Annotated in this window: 18 protein-coding genes and 1 pseudogene; 14 read left to right on the forward strand and 5 right to left on the reverse strand. The window is 66.8% G+C overall.

All coding sequences use genetic code 11. The annotated features are described in order from the left end of the window. Nucleotide 1: 1 nt before the first annotated feature. Both DK26_RS23495 and DK26_RS23500 read left to right on the forward strand, forming a co-directional pair. Nucleotides 2-928: an ABC transporter ATP-binding protein gene (locus tag DK26_RS23495; protein ID WP_066477871.1), complete on the forward strand. Its 927-nt coding sequence runs from the start codon at nucleotides 2-4 to the stop codon at nucleotides 926-928. 11 nt (nucleotides 929-939) lie between these two features. Beyond that, the gene (locus tag DK26_RS23500) at nucleotides 940-1,701 is read left to right on the forward strand and encodes an ABC transporter permease (RefSeq protein ID WP_066478225.1); all 762 of its coding nucleotides are present in this window, start codon (nucleotides 940-942) and stop codon (nucleotides 1,699-1,701) included. Here the strand turns inward: DK26_RS23500 and DK26_RS23505 are convergent. From DK26_RS23505 to DK26_RS23515, 3 genes and pseudogenes are all read right to left on the reverse strand, one after another. After that, a pseudogene (locus tag DK26_RS23505) lies at nucleotides 1,698-1,973 on the reverse strand (IS5/IS1182 family transposase); the annotation flags it as partial. The gene DK26_RS23500 and the pseudogene DK26_RS23505 sit on opposite strands and share 4 nt — an antisense overlap. Before the next feature lie 68 nt (nucleotides 1,974-2,041). Then, entirely contained in the window at nucleotides 2,042-2,836 is a 795-nt protein-coding gene (locus DK26_RS23510) for an IclR family transcriptional regulator (protein ID WP_066477876.1), read from the reverse strand. A 188-nt stretch (nucleotides 2,837-3,024) separates the two neighbouring features. Further along, nucleotides 3,025-4,737 carry an acetolactate synthase catalytic subunit gene (locus tag DK26_RS23515; protein WP_066477879.1) on the reverse strand — a complete coding sequence of 571 codons (1,713 nt, stop codon included), beginning with the start codon at nucleotides 4,735-4,737 and terminating at the stop codon, nucleotides 3,025-3,027. Between the two features lie 118 nt (nucleotides 4,738-4,855). On the opposite strand from DK26_RS23515, the gene DK26_RS23520 reads away from it, so the two are divergent. The 12 genes from DK26_RS23520 (at nucleotide 4,856) to DK26_RS23575 (ending at nucleotide 18,020) form a co-directional block, all read left to right on the forward strand. Continuing rightward, complete coding sequence (locus DK26_RS23520) at nucleotides 4,856-5,479, forward strand: flavin reductase family protein (RefSeq protein WP_066477882.1); 624 nt, start codon at nucleotides 4,856-4,858, stop codon at nucleotides 5,477-5,479. Between the two features lie 96 nt (nucleotides 5,480-5,575). Further along, nucleotides 5,576-6,367, forward strand: a complete 792-nt coding sequence (locus tag DK26_RS23525) for an enoyl-CoA hydratase (protein WP_066477885.1) — start codon at nucleotides 5,576-5,578, stop codon at nucleotides 6,365-6,367. Nucleotides 6,368-6,375: 8 nt separating this feature from the next. Then, complete coding sequence (locus DK26_RS23530) at nucleotides 6,376-7,593, forward strand: acyl-CoA dehydrogenase family protein (RefSeq protein ID WP_066477887.1); 1,218 nt, start codon at nucleotides 6,376-6,378, stop codon at nucleotides 7,591-7,593. Beyond that, nucleotides 7,590-8,690, forward strand: a complete 1,101-nt coding sequence (locus tag DK26_RS23535; protein ID WP_066477889.1) for an acyl-CoA dehydrogenase family protein — start codon at nucleotides 7,590-7,592, stop codon at nucleotides 8,688-8,690. The genes DK26_RS23530 and DK26_RS23535 overlap by 4 nt, the downstream gene beginning before the upstream one ends. Further along, nucleotides 8,690-10,156, forward strand: coding sequence for an AMP-binding protein (locus DK26_RS23540; protein ID WP_066477891.1), 1,467 nt, complete (start codon nucleotides 8,690-8,692; stop codon nucleotides 10,154-10,156). The genes DK26_RS23535 and DK26_RS23540 overlap by 1 nt, the downstream gene beginning before the upstream one ends. A gap of 2 nt (nucleotides 10,157-10,158) precedes the next feature. Further along, entirely contained in the window at nucleotides 10,159-10,956 is a 798-nt protein-coding gene (locus DK26_RS23545) for a CoA-transferase (protein WP_066477893.1), read from the forward strand. A 2-nt stretch (nucleotides 10,957-10,958) separates the two neighbouring features. After that, nucleotides 10,959-11,792, forward strand: coding sequence for a CoA-transferase (locus DK26_RS23550; protein ID WP_066477896.1), 834 nt, complete (start codon nucleotides 10,959-10,961; stop codon nucleotides 11,790-11,792). Continuing rightward, complete coding sequence (locus DK26_RS23555) at nucleotides 11,792-12,973, forward strand: acetyl-CoA C-acyltransferase (protein ID WP_066477899.1); 1,182 nt, start codon at nucleotides 11,792-11,794, stop codon at nucleotides 12,971-12,973. The genes DK26_RS23550 and DK26_RS23555 overlap by 1 nt, the downstream gene beginning before the upstream one ends. A 142-nt stretch (nucleotides 12,974-13,115) precedes the next feature. Then, nucleotides 13,116-14,180 (forward strand): extracellular solute-binding protein, encoded by a 1,065-nt coding sequence (locus DK26_RS23560; RefSeq protein ID WP_066477906.1) that lies wholly within the window; start codon nucleotides 13,116-13,118, stop codon nucleotides 14,178-14,180. Between the two features lie 77 nt (nucleotides 14,181-14,257). Next, nucleotides 14,258-15,382, forward strand: a complete 1,125-nt coding sequence (locus DK26_RS23565) for an ABC transporter ATP-binding protein (RefSeq protein ID WP_066477908.1) — start codon at nucleotides 14,258-14,260, stop codon at nucleotides 15,380-15,382. Further along, a complete protein-coding gene (locus DK26_RS23570) occupies nucleotides 15,379-17,103 on the forward strand; it encodes an iron ABC transporter permease (RefSeq protein ID WP_066477911.1) in 1,725 nt (574 codons plus the stop codon). Before DK26_RS23565 ends, DK26_RS23570 begins: the two co-directional genes overlap by 4 nt. Nucleotides 17,104-17,183: 80 nt before the next feature. Next, nucleotides 17,184-18,020 carry an MBL fold metallo-hydrolase gene (locus DK26_RS23575; RefSeq protein WP_066477914.1) on the forward strand — a complete coding sequence of 279 codons (837 nt, stop codon included), beginning with the start codon at nucleotides 17,184-17,186 and terminating at the stop codon, nucleotides 18,018-18,020. 88 nt (nucleotides 18,021-18,108) lie between these two features. Here the strand turns inward: DK26_RS23575 and DK26_RS23580 are convergent, their stop codons facing one another. Both DK26_RS23580 and DK26_RS23585 read right to left on the reverse strand, forming a co-directional pair. Then, entirely contained in the window at nucleotides 18,109-19,374 is a 1,266-nt protein-coding gene (locus DK26_RS23580; protein WP_248310090.1) for a M20/M25/M40 family metallo-hydrolase, read from the reverse strand. A gap of 88 nt (nucleotides 19,375-19,462) precedes the next feature. After that, nucleotides 19,463-20,773, reverse strand: coding sequence for an FAD-binding oxidoreductase (locus DK26_RS23585; RefSeq protein ID WP_066477916.1), 1,311 nt, complete (start codon nucleotides 20,771-20,773; stop codon nucleotides 19,463-19,465). Nucleotides 20,774-20,818: the final 45 nt, after the last annotated feature.

Here is a 20,818-nt window from a genome sequence, read left to right on the forward strand (position 1 = left end):
CATGCAGCCGATCATCCAGATTTCCGGTCTCTCGAAGACCTATGCCTCGGGCTTCCAGGCGCTGAAGAGCGTCACGCTCGACATCAGGCGCGGCGAGATCTTCGCCCTGCTCGGGCCGAATGGTGCCGGCAAGACGACGCTGATCAGCATCGTCTGCGGCATCGTCAATCCGAGCACCGGCAAGGTGCTCGCCGACGGCCACGACATCATCCGCGACTACCGCGCTGCGCGCAGCCGCATCGGCCTCGTGCCGCAGGAGCTGACCACCGACGCCTTCGAGACCGTCTGGGCGACGGTCTCCTTCAGCCGCGGCCTGTTCGGTAAGCCGAAGAACCCTGAAATCGTCGAGCAGGTGCTGCGCGACCTCTCGCTCTGGGACAAGCGCGACAACAAGATCATGACGTTGTCCGGCGGCATGAAGCGGCGCGTGCTGATCGCCAAGGCGCTGGCGCACGAGCCACAGATCCTCTTTCTCGACGAGCCGACCGCGGGCGTCGACGTCGAATTGCGCCAGGACATGTGGAAGCTGGTGCGGCGCCTGCGCGACAGCGGCGTCACCATCATCCTGACCACGCATTACATCGAGGAGGCCGAGGAGATGGCCGACCGGGTCGGGGTGATCAGCAAGGGCGAGATCATCCTGGTCGAGGACAAGGCCGAGCTGATGCGAAAGCTCGGCCAGAAGCAGCTCACCCTGCATCTGCAGGCGCCACTCGCCGAGGTGCCGGAGGCGCTGGCGGGCCATGGGCTGACCTTGCGCGCCGATGGCACGGAGCTGGTCTACAGCTACGACACCAAGGCCGAGCGCACCGGCATCACGGCGCTGCTCAGCGATCTCGGTGCCGCGGGCATCCGCTTCAACGACCTGCAAACCAGCCAGTCCTCGCTCGAGGATATCTTCGTCGGCCTGCTGAGGGCGAACGCATGAGCGCCGCGACCATGAACCTGCACGCGATCAAGGCGATCTACCTGTTCGAGATGGCGCGGACCTGGCGCACGCCCCTGCAAAGCATCCTCTCGCCGGTGATCTCGACCTCGCTCTATTTCGTCGTCTTCGGCGCGGCGATCGGCTCGCGCATGCAGGCGATCGACGGGGTGCCCTACGGCGCCTTCATCGTGCCCGGCCTGATCATGCTCTCGCTGCTGACGCAGAGCATCGCCAACGCCTCCTTCGCGATCTATTTCCCGAAGTTCACCGGCACGATCTTCGAGCTGCTTTCGGCGCCGGTCGCCTGGTGGGAGGCGGTCTTCGCCTATGTCGCGGCGGCGGCGACGAAATCGGTGATGCTCGGGCTGATCATTCTCGTCACCGCCTTCCTGTTCGTGCCCCTGAAGATCGAGCATCCGCTCTGGATGCTGCTCTTTCTGGTGCTGACCGCGACGACCTTCAGCCTGTTCGGCTTCATCATCGGCGTCTGGGCAGATGGTTTCGAGAAGCTGCAGGTGGTGCCGCTCCTGATCGTGACGCCGCTCGCCTTTCTCGGGGGCTCGTTCTACTCGATCGACATGCTGCCGCCCTTCTGGCGGGCGGTGACCCTGTTCAACCCGGTCGTCTACCTGATCAGCGGCTTCCGCTGGAGCTTCTTCGGCTTCGCCGATGTCGGCATCGCCGTCAGCCTGACAATGACGCTGGTCTTCCTCTGCGCCTGCATCGCGGTCATCGCCTGGATCTTCAAGACAGGCTACCGGCTGAAGAACTAGGACGTAGACTCACCACTGCGCAACCAGATGCGGATTGCGACGAGTTTGAGAGCGGCGGGATATTTCTCGACCAGCTTGTGGCGGGTCGCGACGCGTCGAAACTGCTTGGCTTTGTTGAGGAAGCGCTCGACCAGGTTCGTAACCTTGCAGAGAAAGGGGCTGAAGCAGATCGGGTCCTTGCGACTGGCCTTGGGCGGGATGTTAGCCCATGCCTTTCGCTCGATGACGGCACCGCGCAAGGCATTGGCATCATATCGCTTGTCGGCGAGTAGAGGGCCGGGCCGGGCCGAGCCGCGACCGAACGGATGTCGAGCGCTCTATTCTCACAAGGTCGCAGGCACTAGCCGCGTGATGGCTCTGCAGCGATGGCGCTATTTAGCTCGCTGCGCATCATCGCAAGAAGCTGTTCGCGGCGCGTGTCGGTCAACCGTTCGAGGACCATTGCCAAGCTGATGGCGGCGTAGGGCGGCAGCGACCCGTTGGGAACGGCGAGGCCGATGCCGATGCTGCCGTCGGTGATCGCGTCGCGGCGCAGGGCAAACCCGCGCTGGCGCGTCTTCTCGAGGTCTTCGCGCAATTGCTCCACGGTGAGGTGCCCGCGCTCGGATATCGCCGCGCGGTTGGCCTCGACGATGGCGTCGGCCTCGGCTTTCGGCAGCGCGCCGAGCAAAGCGAGGCTGCCCGCGGTGATGCCGAGCGGATAGCGGTCGCCGACCTTCAGGGTCAGCGTCTTGATCGGGTAGTTGCCCTCGACGCGGTCGATGCAGACGACCTCGAAATCCTGTCGCATCACCAGATAGGCGGTGTCTCCGGAGAGCTCGGCGAGGCGGCGCATCAGCGGTTTCAGCCGCGCTGCGACATCGACCCGGTGGCTTGCCGCAAGCCCGAGCTCATAGGCCAGCGTGCCCAGATGGTAGCGTTGTGTCTCGGGATCCTGCCCGACCATGCCGTGGTCGACCAGGCGCTTCAGGATGCGCCGCGCGGTCGGTGTCGCGAGGTCGGCGGCGCGGGCCAGATCGGTCAGGCGGGCTGAGCCGCCATTGCCGGCGATCGAGCGCAGCAGGAAAATGGCGCGGTCGATGACCTGGGTGCCCTGGCCGGGCTCCCGCGCCGTGCTCTCGCCGTCCTGCGCCATGTGCTGAAAGTCTCCGTTTCCCCTTCGGCCCATTGCTGGGCTAGGGCCTCGAACAGTCGAACTCGGTCTCTTCATCGGACCATGGGTCAGGGCTGGTCTCTACCCTGCACATAGCCTTCCGCCCGTGCCTTGAGAAGGTGGACCGAAAGGCTGCAGATCCTCGGCGGCGTTCCGTCGGGCTGGCGCATTCAGGACGCCTGCAGCCGGGCGAAGCCGGCGATCGGCGGAAAGGCGCCCGGATCGACATGGACGTCGAGCAGAGAGGGGCCCTTCTCGGCGAACATCGCATCGAGAGCGGCGGGCAGCTCGCTGGCGGAGGCTACGGTGGCGTTGGCGCAGCCGACCGCGCGGGCGATCATCGCATGGTCGATCCGGGTGATCGCACAGACCTCGGTCGGCTGGCCGAAACGCAGCATCTCGGCATGGCGCTGGAAGCCGAGGACCGCGTTGTTCAGGACGATCAGCTTGACGTCGATGCCGTGCCGGACGGCGCATTCCAGCTCCGCCCAACAATGCGAGAAGCCGCCATCGCCGACCACCGCGACGACGGGGGTGGAAGGCAGCGCGAGGCGCGCGCCGAGCGCCAGCGGGTAGCCCCAGCCGATCCCGGCTAGCCCGCGGGGAAACAGGAAGCGCCTCCCGGACTCGTGGGCCTGCAGATATTGCGAGACCCAGAGGCTGGAATAGCTGGCATCGGCGACGAAGACCGTGTCCCGGGGCGACCGATCCTGCAGGACATGCATCAGATGCTCCGGCCGCAATGGATCGCCGGAGCGCAATGTCAGCGCCGCGACCTCGTCGGCGGTGGCAGCGCGTGCCTTTGCGATGGCGTCCGCGAGCAGGGGGCGGCGGCGCGCCGCGCCGCTTTCGGCGTCGGCAAGCCCGGCCATGGCGAGGCTCAACGCGCGCAATGTCGTGCGGGCGTCGCCGATCAGCGGCAGGGCAGGGTAGTTGCGTATCGCCTCGTCGACGGCGACGTCGACATGGATGAATTCGGCGCTGCCCGGAAACAGGTTCCAGCTGGCGGTGCCATTATCGTTGGTCCGGTTGCCGACGAACATCACCACATCGGCCGAGCGGATCAGCGTGCGCATCGCCCGCGAGGGGCTGCCGGGCCCCATCGCGCTGCCGACCACGCCCAAAGAGAGCGGATCGGCTTCACTCACGGCGCCCTTGCCCATGATCGTCGTCGCGACACCGAGCGCGAAGCGCTGCTGCAGGTCGGCCAGGTCGGCCTGCGCGCCCGATATGTGGACGCCGCCGCCGGCGACGATGATCGGCGTCCGGGCGTTGGCGAGCAGCCGGGCGGCCTCGGCGATCGCGGCCGGCTCGGGCTGCTGCCGCAGTGAAGGGAAGACGGCGGGTACCGAACGCGGCGCGCGCGGTTGGGGCAGCCGTTCGGCCAGCACATCCGCGGGAATGGCGAGCGCTACCGGACCCGGCCGGCCACTCGTTGCCAGGAGGATCGCCTTGCGCAGCATTTCGAGCGCTCGCGCGCCATCGTCGAGGCGGCGGAACCATTTCGTGCAGGAGGCGAAGAGGGCCGCGTGGTCGAACTCCTGGAAGGCGTTGCGATCGACATGGGCCCGTTCGACGTCCTGAACCAGGACGAGCACCGGGATGGAAGCCTTGAAGGATTCGCTCAGCCCGGCGGCGACCAGCGCTGCGGCGGCGCCGTTCTGGGTGGCGATGCAGCCGAGACGGCCGGAGGCGCGGGCAAATCCATCAGCCATCGCCGTTCCGGCATTCTCCGTCCGGAACCCGATCTGCCGCAGCCCGCGACGCTCGGCCGCCAGAGTGAGTGCAGACGGCGAGCCTTGCCCGAAGATCAGGTCAATGCCGGCCTTCTCAAGCTCGGCGGCGAGGAGTTCGGCGACGGTGGGCAGCTGGCTTTCGGTCATGCTCAATCTTGGAGTGCCATAATGTGGATGTTATATGTCCACGATAAAGGCGTCATATTGCCGATTGCAATGCCGTATAGGATAAAAGCCTATCTCGTATTTCATGTGGTGGAATTCTATGGATAGCAGCGCCGAGGTTCTGTCTGTCGATGAGGTCTATAAGCTCCTGATCGGATTGATCGTTCCGCGTCCGATCGCCTGGGTTACGAGCTTGTCGCTGAAGGGGGTGGTGAACCTCGCTCCGTTCAGCGCCTTCACCTATCTCTCAACCGAGCCGCCGCTGATCGGGATCAGCGTCATGCGTCGCGGTGACGGGCTGAAGGATACGGCGCAAAACATCGCCGATCGCGGCGACTTCGTTGTCAATATCGCTGACGAGACGCTGGTCCGGCCGGTCCATCTCAGTGCCGCCGAGTATCCCCACGATGTCAGCGAGGCCGAGTTGCTCGGCTTGGGCTTGGTGCCGTCGGTCGATGTGGCGGCGCCGCGCCTTGCTTGCGTTCCGGCGGCGCTCGAGTGCGGTTTTGAGCAGGTCATCGCCTTCGGCGACCGGGGCGCGCAGTTGATCGTCGGGCGTGTGCGGCGCTTCCATGTTCGCGACGAGCTTCTCGATGGCGGGAAGGTGATGACGGAGCGGTTGCGTCCCCTCTGTCGGATCGCCGGGCCGAAGTATGCCGGTCTGGGCGAGGTGCATACGCTTGAGCCTGTGCGGCAGGATGGCTCGCATTCTTATTCCACTTAGTGGATATTGATTTTATCATAATCGCTATTGACGCTCATTTTTGCGTCGATATGCTGATCCTATCGTCAATAAGCATCCATATAATGGAATATCGACATGGCGTTCAGCGAGATCGAGTACAGCGTATCGGGGGCGGTTGCGCGCATCCTGCATGCGCGGCCGGGTGCCCGGAACGCTGAAAGCCAGCTCCTGCTGGACGAGATGGATGCAGCCCTCGCTGCCGCTGTGGCCGATGCCGAGGTCCGGGTGATCGTGATCGGCGGTCAGGGCGATCACTTCTCGGCCGGGCACGATCTCAAGGAGGCCCAGGCGAAGCGGCAGGGCTTCACCGTCGAGCAGCGCTGGGACTATGAGCAGCTGCGCTATTTCGACTATGCGCTGCGGATCTGGGATTGCCCGAAGCCGACGATCGCGCAGGTGCAGGGCGCCTGTATCGCCGGTGGCTTCATGGTCGCCAATCTCTGCGATCTTGTCGTTGCTGCCGAGGATGCCTTCTTCGCCGATCCCGTGTGCCACTCGATGGGTGCGGCCGCTGTCGAGGTGCTGGTCCATCCCTGGGTGATGGGGACGCGAAAGGCCAAGGAGTTCCTCTTTACCGGCGCGCGTCTCTCGGCCCAGGAGGCTCTGGCGGCAGGCATGGTCAACCGTGTCGTCGCCCGTGGCGAACTCGAAGGCGAGGTGCAGGCGCTGGCGGACCGGGTCGCGGCGGCGCCGCCTTTCGCGCTGCGGCTGATCAAGCGCTCTCTGAACCGGACCATGGACATGCAGGGCTTCCGCAATGCGCTGTCGGCGCATTTCGACAGCCACCAGCTTTCGCATGTCTCGAACGAATTCGCTCAGATGCGTGGCAGCGGCCTGGCGAGCGCGATCGAGCGCGGGCGTCGGTGAGCTCTGCGATGAACGCGCTTTCCGCTAAGACCGCTTCGTCACCGGCAGCCATTCTCGCTGCGTCGACCGACGAGGCCTTCCGCGCCGGGATCAAGGCCTGGTTCGCACAGGAGCTGCCGCGGCTCGCCGGTGATCGTTACCGCGCCGCCGAGATGCAGCGCCTCGCCTTCCGCCGCGAATGGGAGGATCATGTCTGCCGTTCCGGCCTTTCGGGTCTAGGCTGGTCGGAAGCCGTCGGCGGCCGGCCGCTCTCGCTGACACGACAGGCGATCTACCATCAGGAATATGCCCGCGCGAAAGCGCCGCTCGCGGTCAATCTGATCGGCCACGGCATCGTCGGCCCGACCCTGATCGCCTTCGGCTCGCAGGAGCAGAAGGACCGCTTCATTCCAAAGCTCCTCAGCAATGAGGAGATCTGGTGCCAGGGCTATTCGGAGCCGAATTCCGGCTCCGACCTCGCCTCGCTGGCGACGCGGGCGGAGCGCCGCGGCGACGTCTATGTCCTCAACGGCCAGAAGATCTGGACGAGCTTCTCGCATCTCGGCGACTGGTGCTTCCTGCTCGCCCGGACCTCAAGCGAGGGGCCGCGCCAGCGCGGCATCTCGGTCTTCCTCGTCGACATGCGCCTGCCCGGTATCCGCGTGCGGCCGATCCGCCAGATCACCGGTGAGGCCGATTACGGCGAGGTCTTCTTCGACGATGTCGAGGTGCCCGTCGCCTGCCGGCTCGGCGAGGAGAATGCCGGCTGGGGCATCGCCATGGCTGCCGCGAATTTCGAGCGCGGTACCTATTTCATACCGCGCATCGTGCGGCTCCAGACCGAGCTCGAGGATCTGGTGCGGCTGGCGGCGACGACCGAGCGCGACGGGCGGCCGGTGATCCATGATCCGCTGGTTCGCGACGCGATCGCGCGCCTTTTCTGCGATGCCCATGCCTTGCGGCTGCATGCCGACCGCATGCTGAAGCAGGCGGAGGAGGGCGTGCCGCCGGGCGTCGAGGGCTCGGCCGTGAAGCTGCTCTGGAGCGAGACGCATCAGCGCCTCTTCGATCTCGCCATGGATATCATGGGTCCAGCCTTCCAGTACGGGCCGCAGGAGAAGCTGGCGCCGGCCGAGGGCCTGTGGCATCGCGACTATCTCTGGACCCGCGCCGAGACCATCCTCGCCGGCACCTCCGAAATCCAGCGCAACATCATTGCCGAACGTGGCCTGGAGCTGCCGCGATGACACAGGGCATTTCAACGGCCTATTCCGACCAGGTGCTGCGTGACGCCGCGGCGCGCACGCTTGCCGAGGCTGCGCCGAATGCGGCCCTGGCGCAGGGCGCGGATGCCTCTACGGCCTTCGCTGAGAACCATTGGCGGCTCGCTGCCGAAATGGGCTGGACCGGCATCATGGTGCCCGAGAGCCATGGCGGCCTGGGTCTCGGCCTCGCCGAGACCGCGGACATCGTCGAGGAGATGGGCGCGCAATTGTTCTGCGGACCCTATGCGCTTTCCGCGGTGCTCCTGCCCGGGCTCGCGTCGCATTTCGGCGCGGTCGGAGATGCACTGCTGCGTGAGCTGGCGGAGGGTTCAGTGAGGCTCGGCGTCGCGACGGCGGAGCCGAAATCCGACGCCGAGGGGCGGGTGGCTCTGCCGCTGGTCGAGCACGCTGCCGGGGCCGGCCACATCCTGCATCTTGTCCGCGAGGAGGGGGGCGTCAGCTTCGTCCTCTATCGCACGGCCGGGGCGACGAGCCGGGCGCTTCAGCCTATGGATCCGACCTGCCCGATCGCATCCGTGACCCTCGCGCCGGATGCCGAGATCGCCAGGGTGCGCTGTGGCCATGACGAGGCCGAGCGGCTCCTGCTGCCGATCCATATCCTGACGGCGGTAGAGCTGGTCGGCATCGCCAGGGCGGCGTTCGAGCGCGCCGTCGTGCATGTCCGACAGCGCAAGCAGTTCGGCGAGGTCATCGGGCGCTTCCAGGCGATCAAGCATCGGCTTGCCGACGGCTTTACGCTGCTCTCGCATGCGCGACTCGCCGTCAGCGATGCGGTGCAGCGGCCGGGCGACCTCGACGCGGCGCAGATCGCCCGCGTCATCGCCGCCGACGCCGCGATGAAGATCACGGCGGACTGCATCCAGCTGCATGGCGGCATGGGGTTCTCATGGGAGACCGATGCGCATTTCTATCTCAAGCGCGCGCGCCGGCTGCATGCCAGCTTCGGCGGCACTGCGGCGCTGCGCAAGCGCGCCGGAGACCGGTTCATCGAAAGCCTTCTGACGACGGATTGCGACAGGCTCAGGAAAGCCGACGCGGGTAGAGAAGAGGTAGTCTAGTGTCGCTGAACGAGGTGAAACCCGCGCGGGCGGTCGAGGAATGCGCCCCGGCGGTTCCCTATTACTGGAAGGCCGTCGACTGGGACGGGCTGATGCGGGACTACCCGCCGCCGCCGCATTTCCAGCAGACGACCGGCAAGCTGTCCGACCAGGAGCTGCGCGCGCTGCAGAACGCCCGCTTCATGGCGCGCATGGGAGACGCCTGGCGCACGCCGTTCTACGCGACGCGCTGGGCTGCGGCCGGGATCGAGCCCGGCGACATTCGCAGCCTCGACGATATCGAGAAGCTGCCGACCTTCACCAGCGACGATCTCAAGGAGGCGATCGCGGCTGCGCCGCCTTTCGGCAGCCACCAGCCGGTGACGGCCGAGGACCTGGCGAGCACGCCGTTCAAGGTGCACACCTCCGGCGGCACCACCGGCTTTCCGCGCCTGACCCTGTTCGACCCGGTCGCGCTCGAAGTGCAGGCGATCCAGACGGCGCGCGCGCTCTGGGCGCAGGGCACGCGCCCCGGCGATGCCGTGCAGATCACCTATACGCTGGCCATGGCGAATGCTGGCTATTGCGGCCTCTATGCCTGCCTGCACTGGCTCGGCGCGATGCCGGTCACGACCGGCTCCGGTGTGGTCACGCCTAGCGAGCGCCAGCTCGAATACGCGCTGAAGATCGGCACCACCGCCTGGTATGGCCGCGCCGAGTACCTGGCGCGCCTCGTCCAGGTGGCGAACGAGACCGGCTTCGACCTGCGGGCCCTCAAGACCAAGAGGCTGCATTCCTTTCTCGGTCCGGATGTCGACGGCCATCTGCGCAAGCAGCTCGAGGAGGCCTGGGGCTGCCCGGTCTACGATAATTACGGCACGCATGAGATCGGCCAGATCGCCTTCGAATGCGAGGCGCAGGACGGCAAGCATATCAGCGAGGACACGGTCTATCTCGAGACCGCCGATGTCGAGACCGGCGCGGTGCTGCCGGCCGGCGAGCGCGGCAATCTCGTGGTGACCAGCCTGCATCGCAGCACACCGCCGATCATCCGCTACGACCTGCGCGACCTGCTCGTCGCCTATGAGCGCTCGGAGTGCTCCTGCGGCCTGTGCACGCGCAAGCTCTCGATGTTCCTCGGCCGCAGCGACGAGATGGTGAAGCTGCGCGGCACCAACGTCTATCCGATGGCCTGCCAGAGCGCCGTCACCGCCGACCCGCGCGCGACCGGCGAGTTCCTCTGCGTCGTCGCCTATTCCGGCGAGGGCCTCTCGCGCCGGGAGTCGATGACGGTCCGGGTCGAGAAGAAGTCGGACGAAATCGACGACGCGGCCTTCGCGGCCGACATGGAGGCGGCGCTGCACCGCGATCTGAGCGTGCGGGTCGCAGTGGAGATCGTTCCGCCGGCGAGCCTGCTGCCGCTCACCCAGGTCGGCAGCACCGGAAAATCCCGGCGCCTGCTCGATCTGCGCCAGAACGGAAAGTGACGATGACGAAGACGATCACTCTCGCCAAGGCGCTGGCCGCGGTCGTGCCCGGCAGCTCCGTGGCCTTCGGCGGCGGCGGAATCCAGCGCAAGCCGATGGCGGCGGCGCGGGCGCTGGCCACGGCCGATGTCGGCGATCTCACCCTCGTCGCCATGCTCGGCGGCCCGGAAGTCGATCTCCTGATCGGCGCCGGCAAGGTCCGCGAACTGCAGTTCGCCTTCGTCGGCTTCGACGCCTTCGGGCTGGCGCCGCATTTCCGTCGGGCGCGCGAGGCCGGCAGCATCAGCGTCGTCGAGTATTCGGAGGCGACGATCATCGCCGCCTTCGAGGCCGGCGCGAAGAACCTGCCCTTCCTGCCGACGCGGTTCGGGCTCGACACCGACATCCTGACAACGCCCACCGCCCCGTTCCGCAAGATCGCCTGCCCGTTCAGCGGCGAGGAGTTGCTGGCGGTCCCGGCCCTGCGCCCGGACGTCGCCTTCATCCATGCCAACATCGCCGACCGTCACGGCAATGCGGTGATCATCGGCGACGGCTATGCCGACCCGCTCCTCCTCCAGGCGGCGAAGACCGTCTTCGTCACGGCCGAGAAGATCGTCGACGAATTGCCGGATGACGCCGCTACCGCCGGCGGCACCTTCCTGTCCCGGCTCTGGATCGACGGCGTGATCGAGGTGCCGCGCGGCGCCGGCATGACGGCGCTTTATCCGGACTACCGCTTCGATCTGTCGGCAGTGCTGGAGTATCAGAAACGGGCGACCGATTCCGAATGGTTCTCTGCATGGATTCGGGAGCAGTGACGATGACCGACTACTCTCTCGAAGAGCTCCTGATCAGCCGCATGGCCAAGGAGTTCCGCGGCAACGCCATGGGCGTCGGCGCGACGATCCTGTCGGATCTCTCGGCGCGTCTGGCCAAGGCGCTGCATGTCCCGGATCTCTTCCTGACCACGGGCTCGCGCGCCGCCGCCGATTGCGACGTGCACGCCAAGGCGCTGGTCGACGAATGGACACTGGCCGCCTCGGGGCGGATGAATCTGAGCTGGCAGGAGATGTTCCATCTCATCGCCCACGGCAAGCTGCAGATCTGGATCGGCACGGTCCAGCTCGACCAGTACGGCGCCTCCAACATTTCGGTGATCGGCCCCTGGGCCAAGCCGAAGGCGCAGCTCGTCGGCGCGCGCGGCGTTCCCGACGATCTCTGGGGCTGCGATTCGCTCTGCTATCACATCCGCCGGCACAATCCGCGGACGATCGTCGCCAAGGTCGATTTCGTCTGCGGCCGCGGCAATGAGGATGGTGGCGGCCCTGCGCGCCCGGTGCGCCGTGCGAAGCCCGGCCTCGTCGTCACCGATCTCGGTGTCTTTGACTTCGAGGGGCCGGGCGACTCGATGCGCGTCGTCTCCCTGCATCCCGGAGTTACGCTGGAGCGCGTGCAGGAGAAGACCGGCTTCACCGTTCATGCCGAGGGCGAGATCCCGGTGACGCCGGTGCCGACAGCCGAGGAATTGCGGCTGATCCGCGAGGTGATCGATCCGCACGGGCTCCGGCGGCTCGAATCCAACGAAGGCGGCGACGAGTTGCTGATGGATCTCTGGCAGCGCGAAACCGGCGCGCCGGTTGAGGGGAGGGCGTGATGCGCCGGGCTGTCATCGTTTCCTTCGCGCGCACGCCGATGGGCCGGGCCTATCGCGGCGCCTTCAACAACACCCATGCGGCGAGCCTCGCCGGCCACGTCGTCGCCGAGGCGGTCGCCCGGGCCAAGGTCGATCCGGCGCTGATCGAGGACGTGATCCTCGGCTGCGCGATGCAGGAAGGAGCTTCCGGCTACAATATTGCCCGCCAGGCGGTGCTGCGCGCCGGGCTGCCGGTCACCGTGGCCGGCGCGACGATCAACCGCTTCTGCTCTTCCGGCCTGCAGGCGATCGCCATGGCGGTCGATGCCGTCACGAACCATGGCGCGCAGGCGGTCGTGGCGGGCGGCGTCGAGACCATCAGCCTGGTGCAGAACGAGCACAAGAACACCTACCGCTTTCACGATGAGTGGCTGAAGGCGAACCGGCCGGACGTCTACATGCCGATGCTCGACACCGCTGAGCTGGTGGCGAAGCGCTATGGCATCGGTCGCGACGCGCAGGATGCCTATGCGCTGGAAAGCCAGCGCCGCACGGCCGTGGCACAGGAGGCGGGACGCTTCGACGCGGAGATCGCGCCGATGGACAGCGTCAAGCTCAACACCGACAAGGCGACGGGAACAACCAGCGAGGAGGCCGTGCGCCTCAGCCGCGACGAGGGCAATCGTCCCGACACCAACGCCGCCGGTCTCGCCAAGCTCGAGCCGATCCGCCAGGGCGGTACCGTCACCGCCGGGAATGCCAGCCAGCTTTCGGATGGCGCTGCCGCTTGCGTAGTGATGGAGGAAAAGCTCGCCGAAAAGCTCGGTCTGTCGCCGCTCGGCGCGCTCTCGCATTTCGCGGTCGCCGGCTGCGAGCCCGACGAGATGGGCGTCGGTCCGGTCTTCGCAGTGCCGCGTCTTCTGTCACGGGCGGGGCTTTCCGTTGGTGATATCGACCTCTGGGAACTCAACGAGGCCTTCGCGGTGCAGGTGCTCTACTGCCGCGACAAGCTCGGCTTGCCGGCCGATCGCCTCAATGTCGATGGTGGCGCGATCGCCGTCGGTCACCCCTATGGGATGTCGGGCGCACGCATGCTCGGGCATGCCCTGTTCGAAGGGCGGCGCCGTGGCGCCAGGCGCGCGGTCGCGACGATGTGCGTCGGCAGCGGCATGGGCGCTGCCGGCCTGATCGAGGTGTTTTGATCCACATCGTGGATGTTTTGTCAGCGCCTTTGCTCTCAATTGGCAAAGGTGCTTACAGTTAAGTCGAAGTTAACGATAATAAATTCCACATAATGGAATTATAAGCAGATCAGTCGGGTCACACCCTGCGAAGGAGGAAAGCATGGCGACCGTTCGCTCTCTATTCACGACCGCCGCCGCTATGGCGAGCGTATTCCTGTCGGCCGGCGCAGCTCAGGCGCAGACGCCTAGCTACGAGCAGATTCTCGAAGGCGCGCGCAAGGAAGGCCGGCTCTTCGTTGCGGTCAGCAGTCCGGGCACGCCGCAGGCCCATGCCGCGATCGCCAAGGCGTTCAACGAGCGCTTCGGCCTCGACATCACCGTCGAATGGAACGCCGCGAACCCGGTCCAGACCGGCACCAAGCTGATCGCGGAACGCGGCCGCGCCGGCGGCTCGGTCGACGTGGTCGGCGCCGGCGGTGCGCAGGAGGCTTCGGTGCTGTTCGAGCGCCAGATCCTCAAGCCCTATCCCTGGGCCGAAGTGTTCGGCAAGCAGTTCCCGCAGATCGAGGAAGTCGCCAACCGGGTGATGAAGGACCTGCGCGGCGCTGCGCTGCCGATCCTCGATGCGACCTACGGCATCGGCTGGAATCCGAAGCTGATCAAGGACGAGGACGTGCCCAACACCTGGGCCGAGCTCCTGAAGAGCGAATGGCGCGGCCGCGTCGCGATCAACGCCTTCTCGCTCAACCCGCTGGATTACTATTCCTTCGCGCTCGGCAAGGACGAGACGCTGAAGATGGCGAAGGCGACGCTCGACAACAAGCCGGTGCTGGAGCGCGGCACCGCGGCGGCGACGCGGGCGATCTCGGTCGGTCAGGCGCCGGTCGGCCTCTCGGCCTTCCACATCGCCGGCCGCAGCGAGGGCGTGAAGTTCAAGCTGTTCAGTGACTTCATCCCGCTGAACAACCTCTACATCTATGTCCCGGAAAGCGCGCCGAACCCCAATGCCGCGCGCCTGTTCGCGGCCTGGCTGACGACCGAAGGCATCACCGTCGCCAATGCTCAGGAGCCGCTGCCGCGCGCCGGCGACAAGGGCTCGCCCCTCGCCGAAATGATCGCCGAGCGGGTCAAGGCCGGCGCCAAGATCCTGACCGAGAACTCGCTCGAGGACACCAAGCAGGCGCTGTCGGTGCGCAGCGCCATCGCCGATCTGATGACCCGCTGAGCGCGACTGGGCCGAACGGGGAGGGGTGCAAGGCCCCTCCCGAGCAAGACCTTATGGACGGAAAGCCGGAAATCCCGATGCTGTTGATCGAGAACCTCGTCAAATCCTATCCGGGACAGCATGGCCAGGACGCCATGCTCGCCCTCAGGGATGTCTCCTTCAAGGTCGAGGAAGGCTCGTTTTTCACGCTGCTCGGGCCCTCCGGTTGCGGCAAGACGACGACGCTGCAATGCATTGCCGGCCTGGAGAACCCGGACACCGGCGTGATCCAGATGGGCGACAGGGCGGTCTTCTCGTCGCGCGAGAACCTGCTGGTGCCGGCCAATCGCCGCGAACTCGGCATGGTCTTCCAGTCCTATGCGATTTGGCCGCATATGAGCGTCTTCGACAATGTCGCCTTCCCGCTGATCTACGGCGTCAAGCGTGCGCCGAGCCATGAGGTGCGGCCGCGCGTGCTCAAGGCGCTCGAGATGGTCGAACTCGGCCATCTCGCCGACCGCCCGGCGCCGCTGCTTTCCGGCGGCCAGCAGCAGCGCGTGGCGCTCGCCCGCGCGCTGGTGCACGAGCCGCGCCTGCTCCTGCTCGACGAGCCGCTCTCCAATCTCGACGCGAAGCTGCGCGACACGATGCGCACCGAGATCCGCAATCTCGTCAAATCGCTGGGGATCACCACGCTCTTCGTCACGCATGACCAGGTCGAGGCGATCGGCATGTCCGACCAGATCGTGCTGATGAAGGCTGGCAAGATCGTCCAGCAGGGCTCGCCGCGCGACATCTATCTCCGGCCCAACAGCGTCTTCACCGCCGATTTCATGGGCCGCAGCAATCTCCTACCCGGCGTGCTCGAGGCTGGCGGCTCGACAGGGCGCGCTCAGACGGCGATCGGCCCGATCTCCGGCGTCGCCGGTCCCGAACTCGCGCCGGGTGCGCAGGTCATGGTCGTGGTCCGCCCGCAGGCGATCTTGGTCGCGCCGGCGACCGAGGCGTCCGGTCCCAATCGCTTCAAGGCGCGGGTCGATGCCATGACCTTCCTCGGCGACGTCGTGGAGACCGAGGTCGAGGTTGGCGGCCGCAAGCTGACCCTGATGCTCGATCCCTATACCGCTCTCTCGGTCGGGCATGAGCTCGTCCTGGAGTTGCCGCCCGAGCGCTGCGTCATCGTGCCCGCGGATGAGCCGGCCTCCTCCGGGAGCCTGAAATGAGCGGCGGTTCGATCGCGGCCGCCCGCCGTCCGAGCGCAGGGCTCGACCAGCAGAAGGTGGTGCTCGCGCTCTTGCTCGCGGTCGTCTCGGTCCTCGTCCTCGGGCCGGTCCTGCTGCTGATCCGGACGTCGCTGGCGCCGTCCGAGGCGATGCCGCTGGAGACGCTCGAGTTCACGCTGAAGAACTATGTCCAGCTGCTTCAGAGCCCGCGCACGCTGAGCCTGGTCTGGAACACCGCGGTCTATGCGCTGTCGAGCATGACGATGGGCGTTGCCATCGCTACCGCCATCGCCTGGTGCACCGAGCGCACCGACATGCCCGGCCGCATTCTGGTGCGCATCCTGATGTTCGCCTGGATGATGGTGCCGGCGCTGGTCGTCGGCTTCGGCTGGATCCTGCTGCTCAACCCCGGCAACGGCGCGCTGAACGTGATGTTCCGCGAGCTCTTCGGCTTCCTGCAGCCGATCCTCACGATCTATTCCTTCTGGTCGCTCATCATCGTCACCTCCTTCGCGGTGGTGCCGACCGCTTTCGTGATGATCAGCGGCCTGTTGCGCAACATGGACCCGAATCTGGAGCTGGCGGCGCGCGTCCACGGCGGCGGTTCCTGGGCGACGCTGACCCGCGTGACGCTGCCGCTGCTGACGCCCGGCCTGTTCTCGATCGGCATCTACATGTTCATGGCGGTGGTGCAGGCCTTCGACCTGCCGCTGATCATCGGCCTGTCGGCCGATGTGCCGGTCCTCTCGACGCGCGTCTACCTGTTGTCCTCGCCCGATAACGGCCTGCCGAATTACGGGCTGGCCTCGGCCTTCGGCGTGCTGCTGCTGGTGGTCGCGGGCGGGCTGATGTGGGCCTATATGCGCGCGACGCGGCTCGGCGAGCGCTTCCGCGTCGTCACCGGCAAGGCCTTCAGGCCGAAGCGCATCAGGCTCGGCCGCTGGCGCTTCGCTGCGCTCGGCTTCACCTTCGGCTATTGCGCGGTGATGATGCTGCCGCTCCTGATCCTGATCTGGGTCAGCCTGCAGCCCTCCTACACCACGCCGAGCCTTTCGGCGCTCGGTGGCCTGTCCTTCGACATCTATCGCCGCGTGCTGACCAATCCGATGATCTCGCGCGCCGTGCTCAACACGGTCATCCTCGTGGTCTCGAGCGCGACGATCGTGATGCTGATCTCCTGCCTGATCGGCTGGTTCACGGTGCGCTCGAACAGTCGGGCCGGCAAGATTCTCGACGCCCTGTCCTTCCTGCCGATGGCGATCCCGCCCATCGTGCTCGTGCTTGCGATCCTTCTGCTCTATCTCAACACGCCACTCTACGGCACGGTCTGGATCCTCGTCCTCGGCCATGTGACGATCTACATCGCCTTCGGCGTCCGGACGATGAGCAGCGCCCTGATCCAGATCCACAAGGAGCTTGGCGACGCTGCGCTGATCAGCGGAGCGAGCTGGCTGACCTCGCTGCGCAAGGTCACCTTCCCGTTGGTCTGGCCGCAAATCCTCAATGGCTGGCTCTGGGTCTTCGCCCACAGCGCCCGCGACCTGACGGTGCCGCTGATGCTGATGTCTACCGGCAATCTCGTCGCCGCTTCGACGCTGTGGAACCTCTGGCAGTTCCCCGACCTTCCGGGCGCAGCGGCCCTGGCGGTCCTGCTGATGGCGGCGCTGCTTGCCGTGGTGGTCCCCACGCAGCTCTATGTCGCCCGTCGGCTGGAGCGCTGAGATATGCGGAGCCGCATAGCCTCTAGCGCCGGAGTCACTGCCCGGCGTGGCGGCGTCTCGGCACGGCTGGGGGAGGGATCTTGCCCTATCTGACTGAGCCGGAGCCGGAGCGGGGCCTTGCGACCGAGGTCGCGCCGGGGATCAGGCGCATCGTCGCCGGCAATCCCGGGCTGATGACCTATCACGGCACCAACACCTATCTGATCGAGACGGGGGAAGGTGTCGTCGTCCTCGACCCGGGGCCGGACGATACGGCGCATGTCGCGGCGATCCTGGCCGCGACCCGAGGGCGCATCGCGTCGATCCTGCTCAGCCATACGCATTCCGATCATCTCGGCGCGCTGCCGGCGTTGCAGGCCCAGAGCGGCGCCAGCACCTTCGCCTTCCATCGCAGTGCCGATCCGGCATTCCAGCCGGATGTGCCGCTGCGCGATGGCGATCGCGTTGCGGGCCTCATCGCCATCCATACGCCCGGCCATGCCGGCGACCATCTCTGCTTCGCGCGGCCGGACGGCGTCGTCTTCAGCGCCGACCATGTCATGACGTGGTCGAGCAGCGTCGTCTCGCCACCGGGCGGCGACATGGCCGCCTATTTCCAGAGCCTGCGGCGGATGCTGAAGCGGGAGGATCGCCTGCTTCTGCCGGGGCATGGGCCGCCGCTCCCCAATCCGGCGCCCTATATCCGCGAACTGCTCGAAAACAGGATCAAGCGCGAGGACGCGATCGCCCAGGCCCTGCGCGAGGGCCCGTATCGCCCGCACGATCTCGTCGACCGGCTCTATTCGCAGACGCACCCCTGGCTGCGGCAGGCGGCCGAGCGCAATGTATTGGCGCATTTGATCAAGCTGCGCTCCGAAGGTCGAGCCACGCAACTTGATCAAAGCTGGACGATGGGTTCGAGCCTTGGCGACGGATAAGCGCTTTGCATGATCTTCCGATCTGGCGGAAGGGCAACGACGCTGTTTGAGCGGGTGCCATCTCGCCTAGACCAGACGCACCAGCAGACTAGGTCGTGGAACGGCTGAGATAGTCGAAGGCTGACAGGACATGCGTGCGCACGACATGGAGGAACTCCTCGATGTCGACATGCTCGTCATGCGAACCCATGCCGTGCGGGTAGGGGCCATAAACATAGGCGGGGACACCACGGTGCCGCCAGAGCCGCGCATCGGTTCCGCCGAGGCTGACGATCGGCTGCGGGCGCGGCCTGCCGGCTTCCTCGACGTTCTTCTGGATGATCGCCACCATCTCGTGGTCGGGATCGCACCAGGATGGCTCGTCGCCGCCGACCACCTCCCAGCTCGCCTGCGGGTAGCGGGCGGCGATCTCGGCGATCTTCGGCAGGAGATCGGCCTTGCTCATGCCGACCGGCAAGCGGAAATCCGCCTGGAAGGTGCAGTGCGACGGGATCATGTTGACCTTCTCGCCGCCCTGGATCGTGCCGATGTTGAGCGTGACCCGGTTCACCAGCTCGCCGGCGCCTTCGCCCATCATCCGGTCCATCACCGGCCGGCTCTGCTCGATGGCGCGCTGCAGATTGTGCGAGAGCGGCGCCTCGATCTCGGTCAGGCTCTCGAGCTCCGTCGCGAGGCGCATGGCGAGCTTGGTCGCGCTGTCGGTCGCGTGCACATAGGCGCCGTGCGCGCCCTTGGCCCGCAAGGTGAAGGCGATCCAGAGCGGTCCGCGCTCGCCGAAGCGGATCGATTCCGGCCCGCCGGGTTCGCCGTTCAGCAGGCAGTCGCCATGCACTTCCGGGTGATGCTCCATGAGGTAGCGTGCACCCCAGGGACCGAAGGTCTCCTCGTCCGAGACGCAGGTCAGGGTCAGCCGCCCGCCCAGGCTCTCGCGCAGGCGATGCAGCATGGCGTAGGTCACGATCGATGCCGTCGTGCCCGGTTTCATGTCGCAGGCGCCGCGTCCGTAGATCTTGCCGCCTTCGATCTCGGCGCCCCACGGGTCCTTCGTCCAGCCCGCGAGGTCCGGGGCGACCGGGAAGACGTCGAGATGGCCGTTCAGCACGAGATGCCGGCCCGGGTTCGCGCCGTCGAAGCTGGCGACGATGTTCGGCATCTCGGGATGGGGGGAAATGATGCGGTGATCGAGGCCACGAGCATTCAGGTAGGCGCGCACGACATCCGCGGTCGAGCGCGTGTCTCCCGGCGGGTTCGGCCCGCGCTCCCGCAGCAGGGCACGCAGCAGCTCGATGATCTCGTCGCGCTCGGCGTCGAGCCACTCCAGCAGCCTGCGCCGCTCATCTGCCATCGTCGTCATGGTCGTGTCCTCGTCGAAAGCGCTGGGGAGCAATGCGGTCGGCTCCAGTCACCGGCCGGGCCAAAGGCACGCGGGAACGTGCGTTCGTTCAGGAGGCCATCCGGTCGATCTGGTCGCGCAGCCGGTACCAGGCGAGCATCATCGGCAGGAACCAGGGCCGGCCGTCATAGAGCGGCGCGGTCGGGAAGGGCAGGTCGGCGAAGGCGCTCGGCGCGTTGCCCGAGCCGGCGATGGCGCGTGCGGCCTGGAAGCCGAGCCAGCTCTGCATCGCGACGCCGTTGCCCTGGCAGCCCAGCGCGTAGTGTACCCCCTCATGGCTGCCCAGATGCGGCCGGAAGTCGAAGGTGAAGGCGACATTGCCGTTCCAGCTGTGGCTGACGCGCACGTCGCGAAGCTGCGGCCAGACCGTCGTCATCACAGCATGGAGGCGCCGCGCGCTCTCGCGCGGGTCCATGGCTGCGGTGCCGACGCGGCCGCCCCAGAGCACGCGCCTTCCGTCCGGCGACAGGCGGAAATAGCTGAGTACCCGCCGCGTGTCGGCCAGCATGCGCCGGTTGGGCACCAGCTCGGCCGCGAGACCGGGCGACAGCGGCTCGGTCGCGATCAGGAAGCTAGCCACCGGCACGACCCTGCGCCGCATCCAGGGCGTGGCCTCGCCGGTATAGCCATTGGTCGCGACCATGACCTTCTGCGCGGTGATCGCGCCGGCGCTGGTCTCCAGGCGCCAGCCATCGGCGCTGCGGCTCATCCGCTGCACTTTTGTGCGGTCGACCAGTCGCGCCCCCGCGCGCCTTGCGGCCTCGGCGAGGCCGCGAACGTATTTGGCGGGGTGCAGGCCGCCGGCAGCCTCAACGAACTGGCCGCCGCGATAATGATCGCTGCCGATCTCCTCCCTCTGCCGCTCTGGCGGCACCATCTCGCAGCGCCCGCCGGTCAGGGCCGCGATGCGGTCGCTATTGGCGGCGAGGTGGTCGTAATGCTTGCGCGAATAGGCGGCGACGAAGCGGCCGGTCCTCTGGAAGTCGCAGTCGATCCGTTCCCGGGCGATCAGGTCCTCGAGGAACTGGAGGGTTCCGATCGCTTCGGCGGTCAGGCGGTCGGCGCGTTCCTTGCCGAGCTCGCGGGAGAAATCACTGAGCGCCAGCTTCACGCCGCCGGTGACCAGCCCGCCATTGCGCGAGCTGGCGTTGAAGCCGATCTCGTCGGCCTCGATCACCACGGCCTCGACGCCCTGCCGCCTGAGTTCCAGCGCGCAGGACAGGCCGGTGTAGCCGCCGCCGATGATCGCGACATCGGCGCGTTCCGGCAGGGCGCCGTCCTCTTCCTTCACCGGATGGGCCGCATCCCACCAATAGGGACGCGGCAGGAAATCGGGCGTGAACAGGTCGTTCGCAGGCATGGTTTCTCACCTGGAGACAGGAGGGCGTCCGAAGCAGCCGGCGGC

The organism is Allobosea sp. WAO (genome assembly GCF_001509835.1).
Taxonomy (GTDB): domain Bacteria; phylum Pseudomonadota; class Alphaproteobacteria; order Rhizobiales; family Beijerinckiaceae; genus Allobosea.

What these genes read in the sequence shown, in the direction of transcription:
- DK26_RS23585 (WP_066477916.1), bottom strand. Translation starts at nt 20,773, where the DNA reads ATGCCTGCGAACGACCTGTTCACGCCCGATTTCCTGCCGCGTCCCTAT.
- DK26_RS23550 (WP_066477896.1), top strand. Translation starts at nt 10,959, where the DNA reads ATGACCGACTACTCTCTCGAAGAGCTCCTGATCAGCCGCATGGCCAAG.
- DK26_RS23515 (WP_066477879.1), bottom strand. Translation starts at nt 4,737, where the DNA reads ATGACCGAAAGCCAGCTGCCCACCGTCGCCGAACTCCTCGCCGCCGAG.
- DK26_RS23580 (WP_248310090.1), bottom strand. Translation starts at nt 19,374, where the DNA reads ATGACGACGATGGCAGATGAGCGGCGCAGGCTGCTGGAGTGGCTCGAC.
- DK26_RS23560 (WP_066477906.1), top strand. Translation starts at nt 13,116, where the DNA reads ATGGCGACCGTTCGCTCTCTATTCACGACCGCCGCCGCTATGGCGAGC.
- DK26_RS23495 (WP_066477871.1), top strand. Translation starts at nt 2, where the DNA reads ATGCAGCCGATCATCCAGATTTCCGGTCTCTCGAAGACCTATGCCTCG.
- DK26_RS23535 (WP_066477889.1), top strand. Translation starts at nt 7,590, where the DNA reads ATGACACAGGGCATTTCAACGGCCTATTCCGACCAGGTGCTGCGTGAC.
- DK26_RS23565 (WP_066477908.1), top strand. Translation starts at nt 14,258, where the DNA reads ATGCTGTTGATCGAGAACCTCGTCAAATCCTATCCGGGACAGCATGGC.
- DK26_RS23520 (WP_066477882.1), top strand. Translation starts at nt 4,856, where the DNA reads ATGGATAGCAGCGCCGAGGTTCTGTCTGTCGATGAGGTCTATAAGCTC.
- DK26_RS23500 (WP_066478225.1), top strand. Translation starts at nt 940, where the DNA reads ATGAACCTGCACGCGATCAAGGCGATCTACCTGTTCGAGATGGCGCGG.
- DK26_RS23555 (WP_066477899.1), top strand. Translation starts at nt 11,792, where the DNA reads ATGCGCCGGGCTGTCATCGTTTCCTTCGCGCGCACGCCGATGGGCCGG.
- DK26_RS23510 (WP_066477876.1), bottom strand. Translation starts at nt 2,836, where the DNA reads ATGGCGCAGGACGGCGAGAGCACGGCGCGGGAGCCCGGCCAGGGCACC.
- DK26_RS23525 (WP_066477885.1), top strand. Translation starts at nt 5,576, where the DNA reads ATGGCGTTCAGCGAGATCGAGTACAGCGTATCGGGGGCGGTTGCGCGC.
- DK26_RS23545 (WP_066477893.1), top strand. Translation starts at nt 10,159, where the DNA reads ATGACGAAGACGATCACTCTCGCCAAGGCGCTGGCCGCGGTCGTGCCC.
- DK26_RS23570 (WP_066477911.1), top strand. Translation starts at nt 15,379, where the DNA reads ATGAGCGGCGGTTCGATCGCGGCCGCCCGCCGTCCGAGCGCAGGGCTC.
- DK26_RS23530 (WP_066477887.1), top strand. Translation starts at nt 6,376, where the DNA reads ATGAACGCGCTTTCCGCTAAGACCGCTTCGTCACCGGCAGCCATTCTC.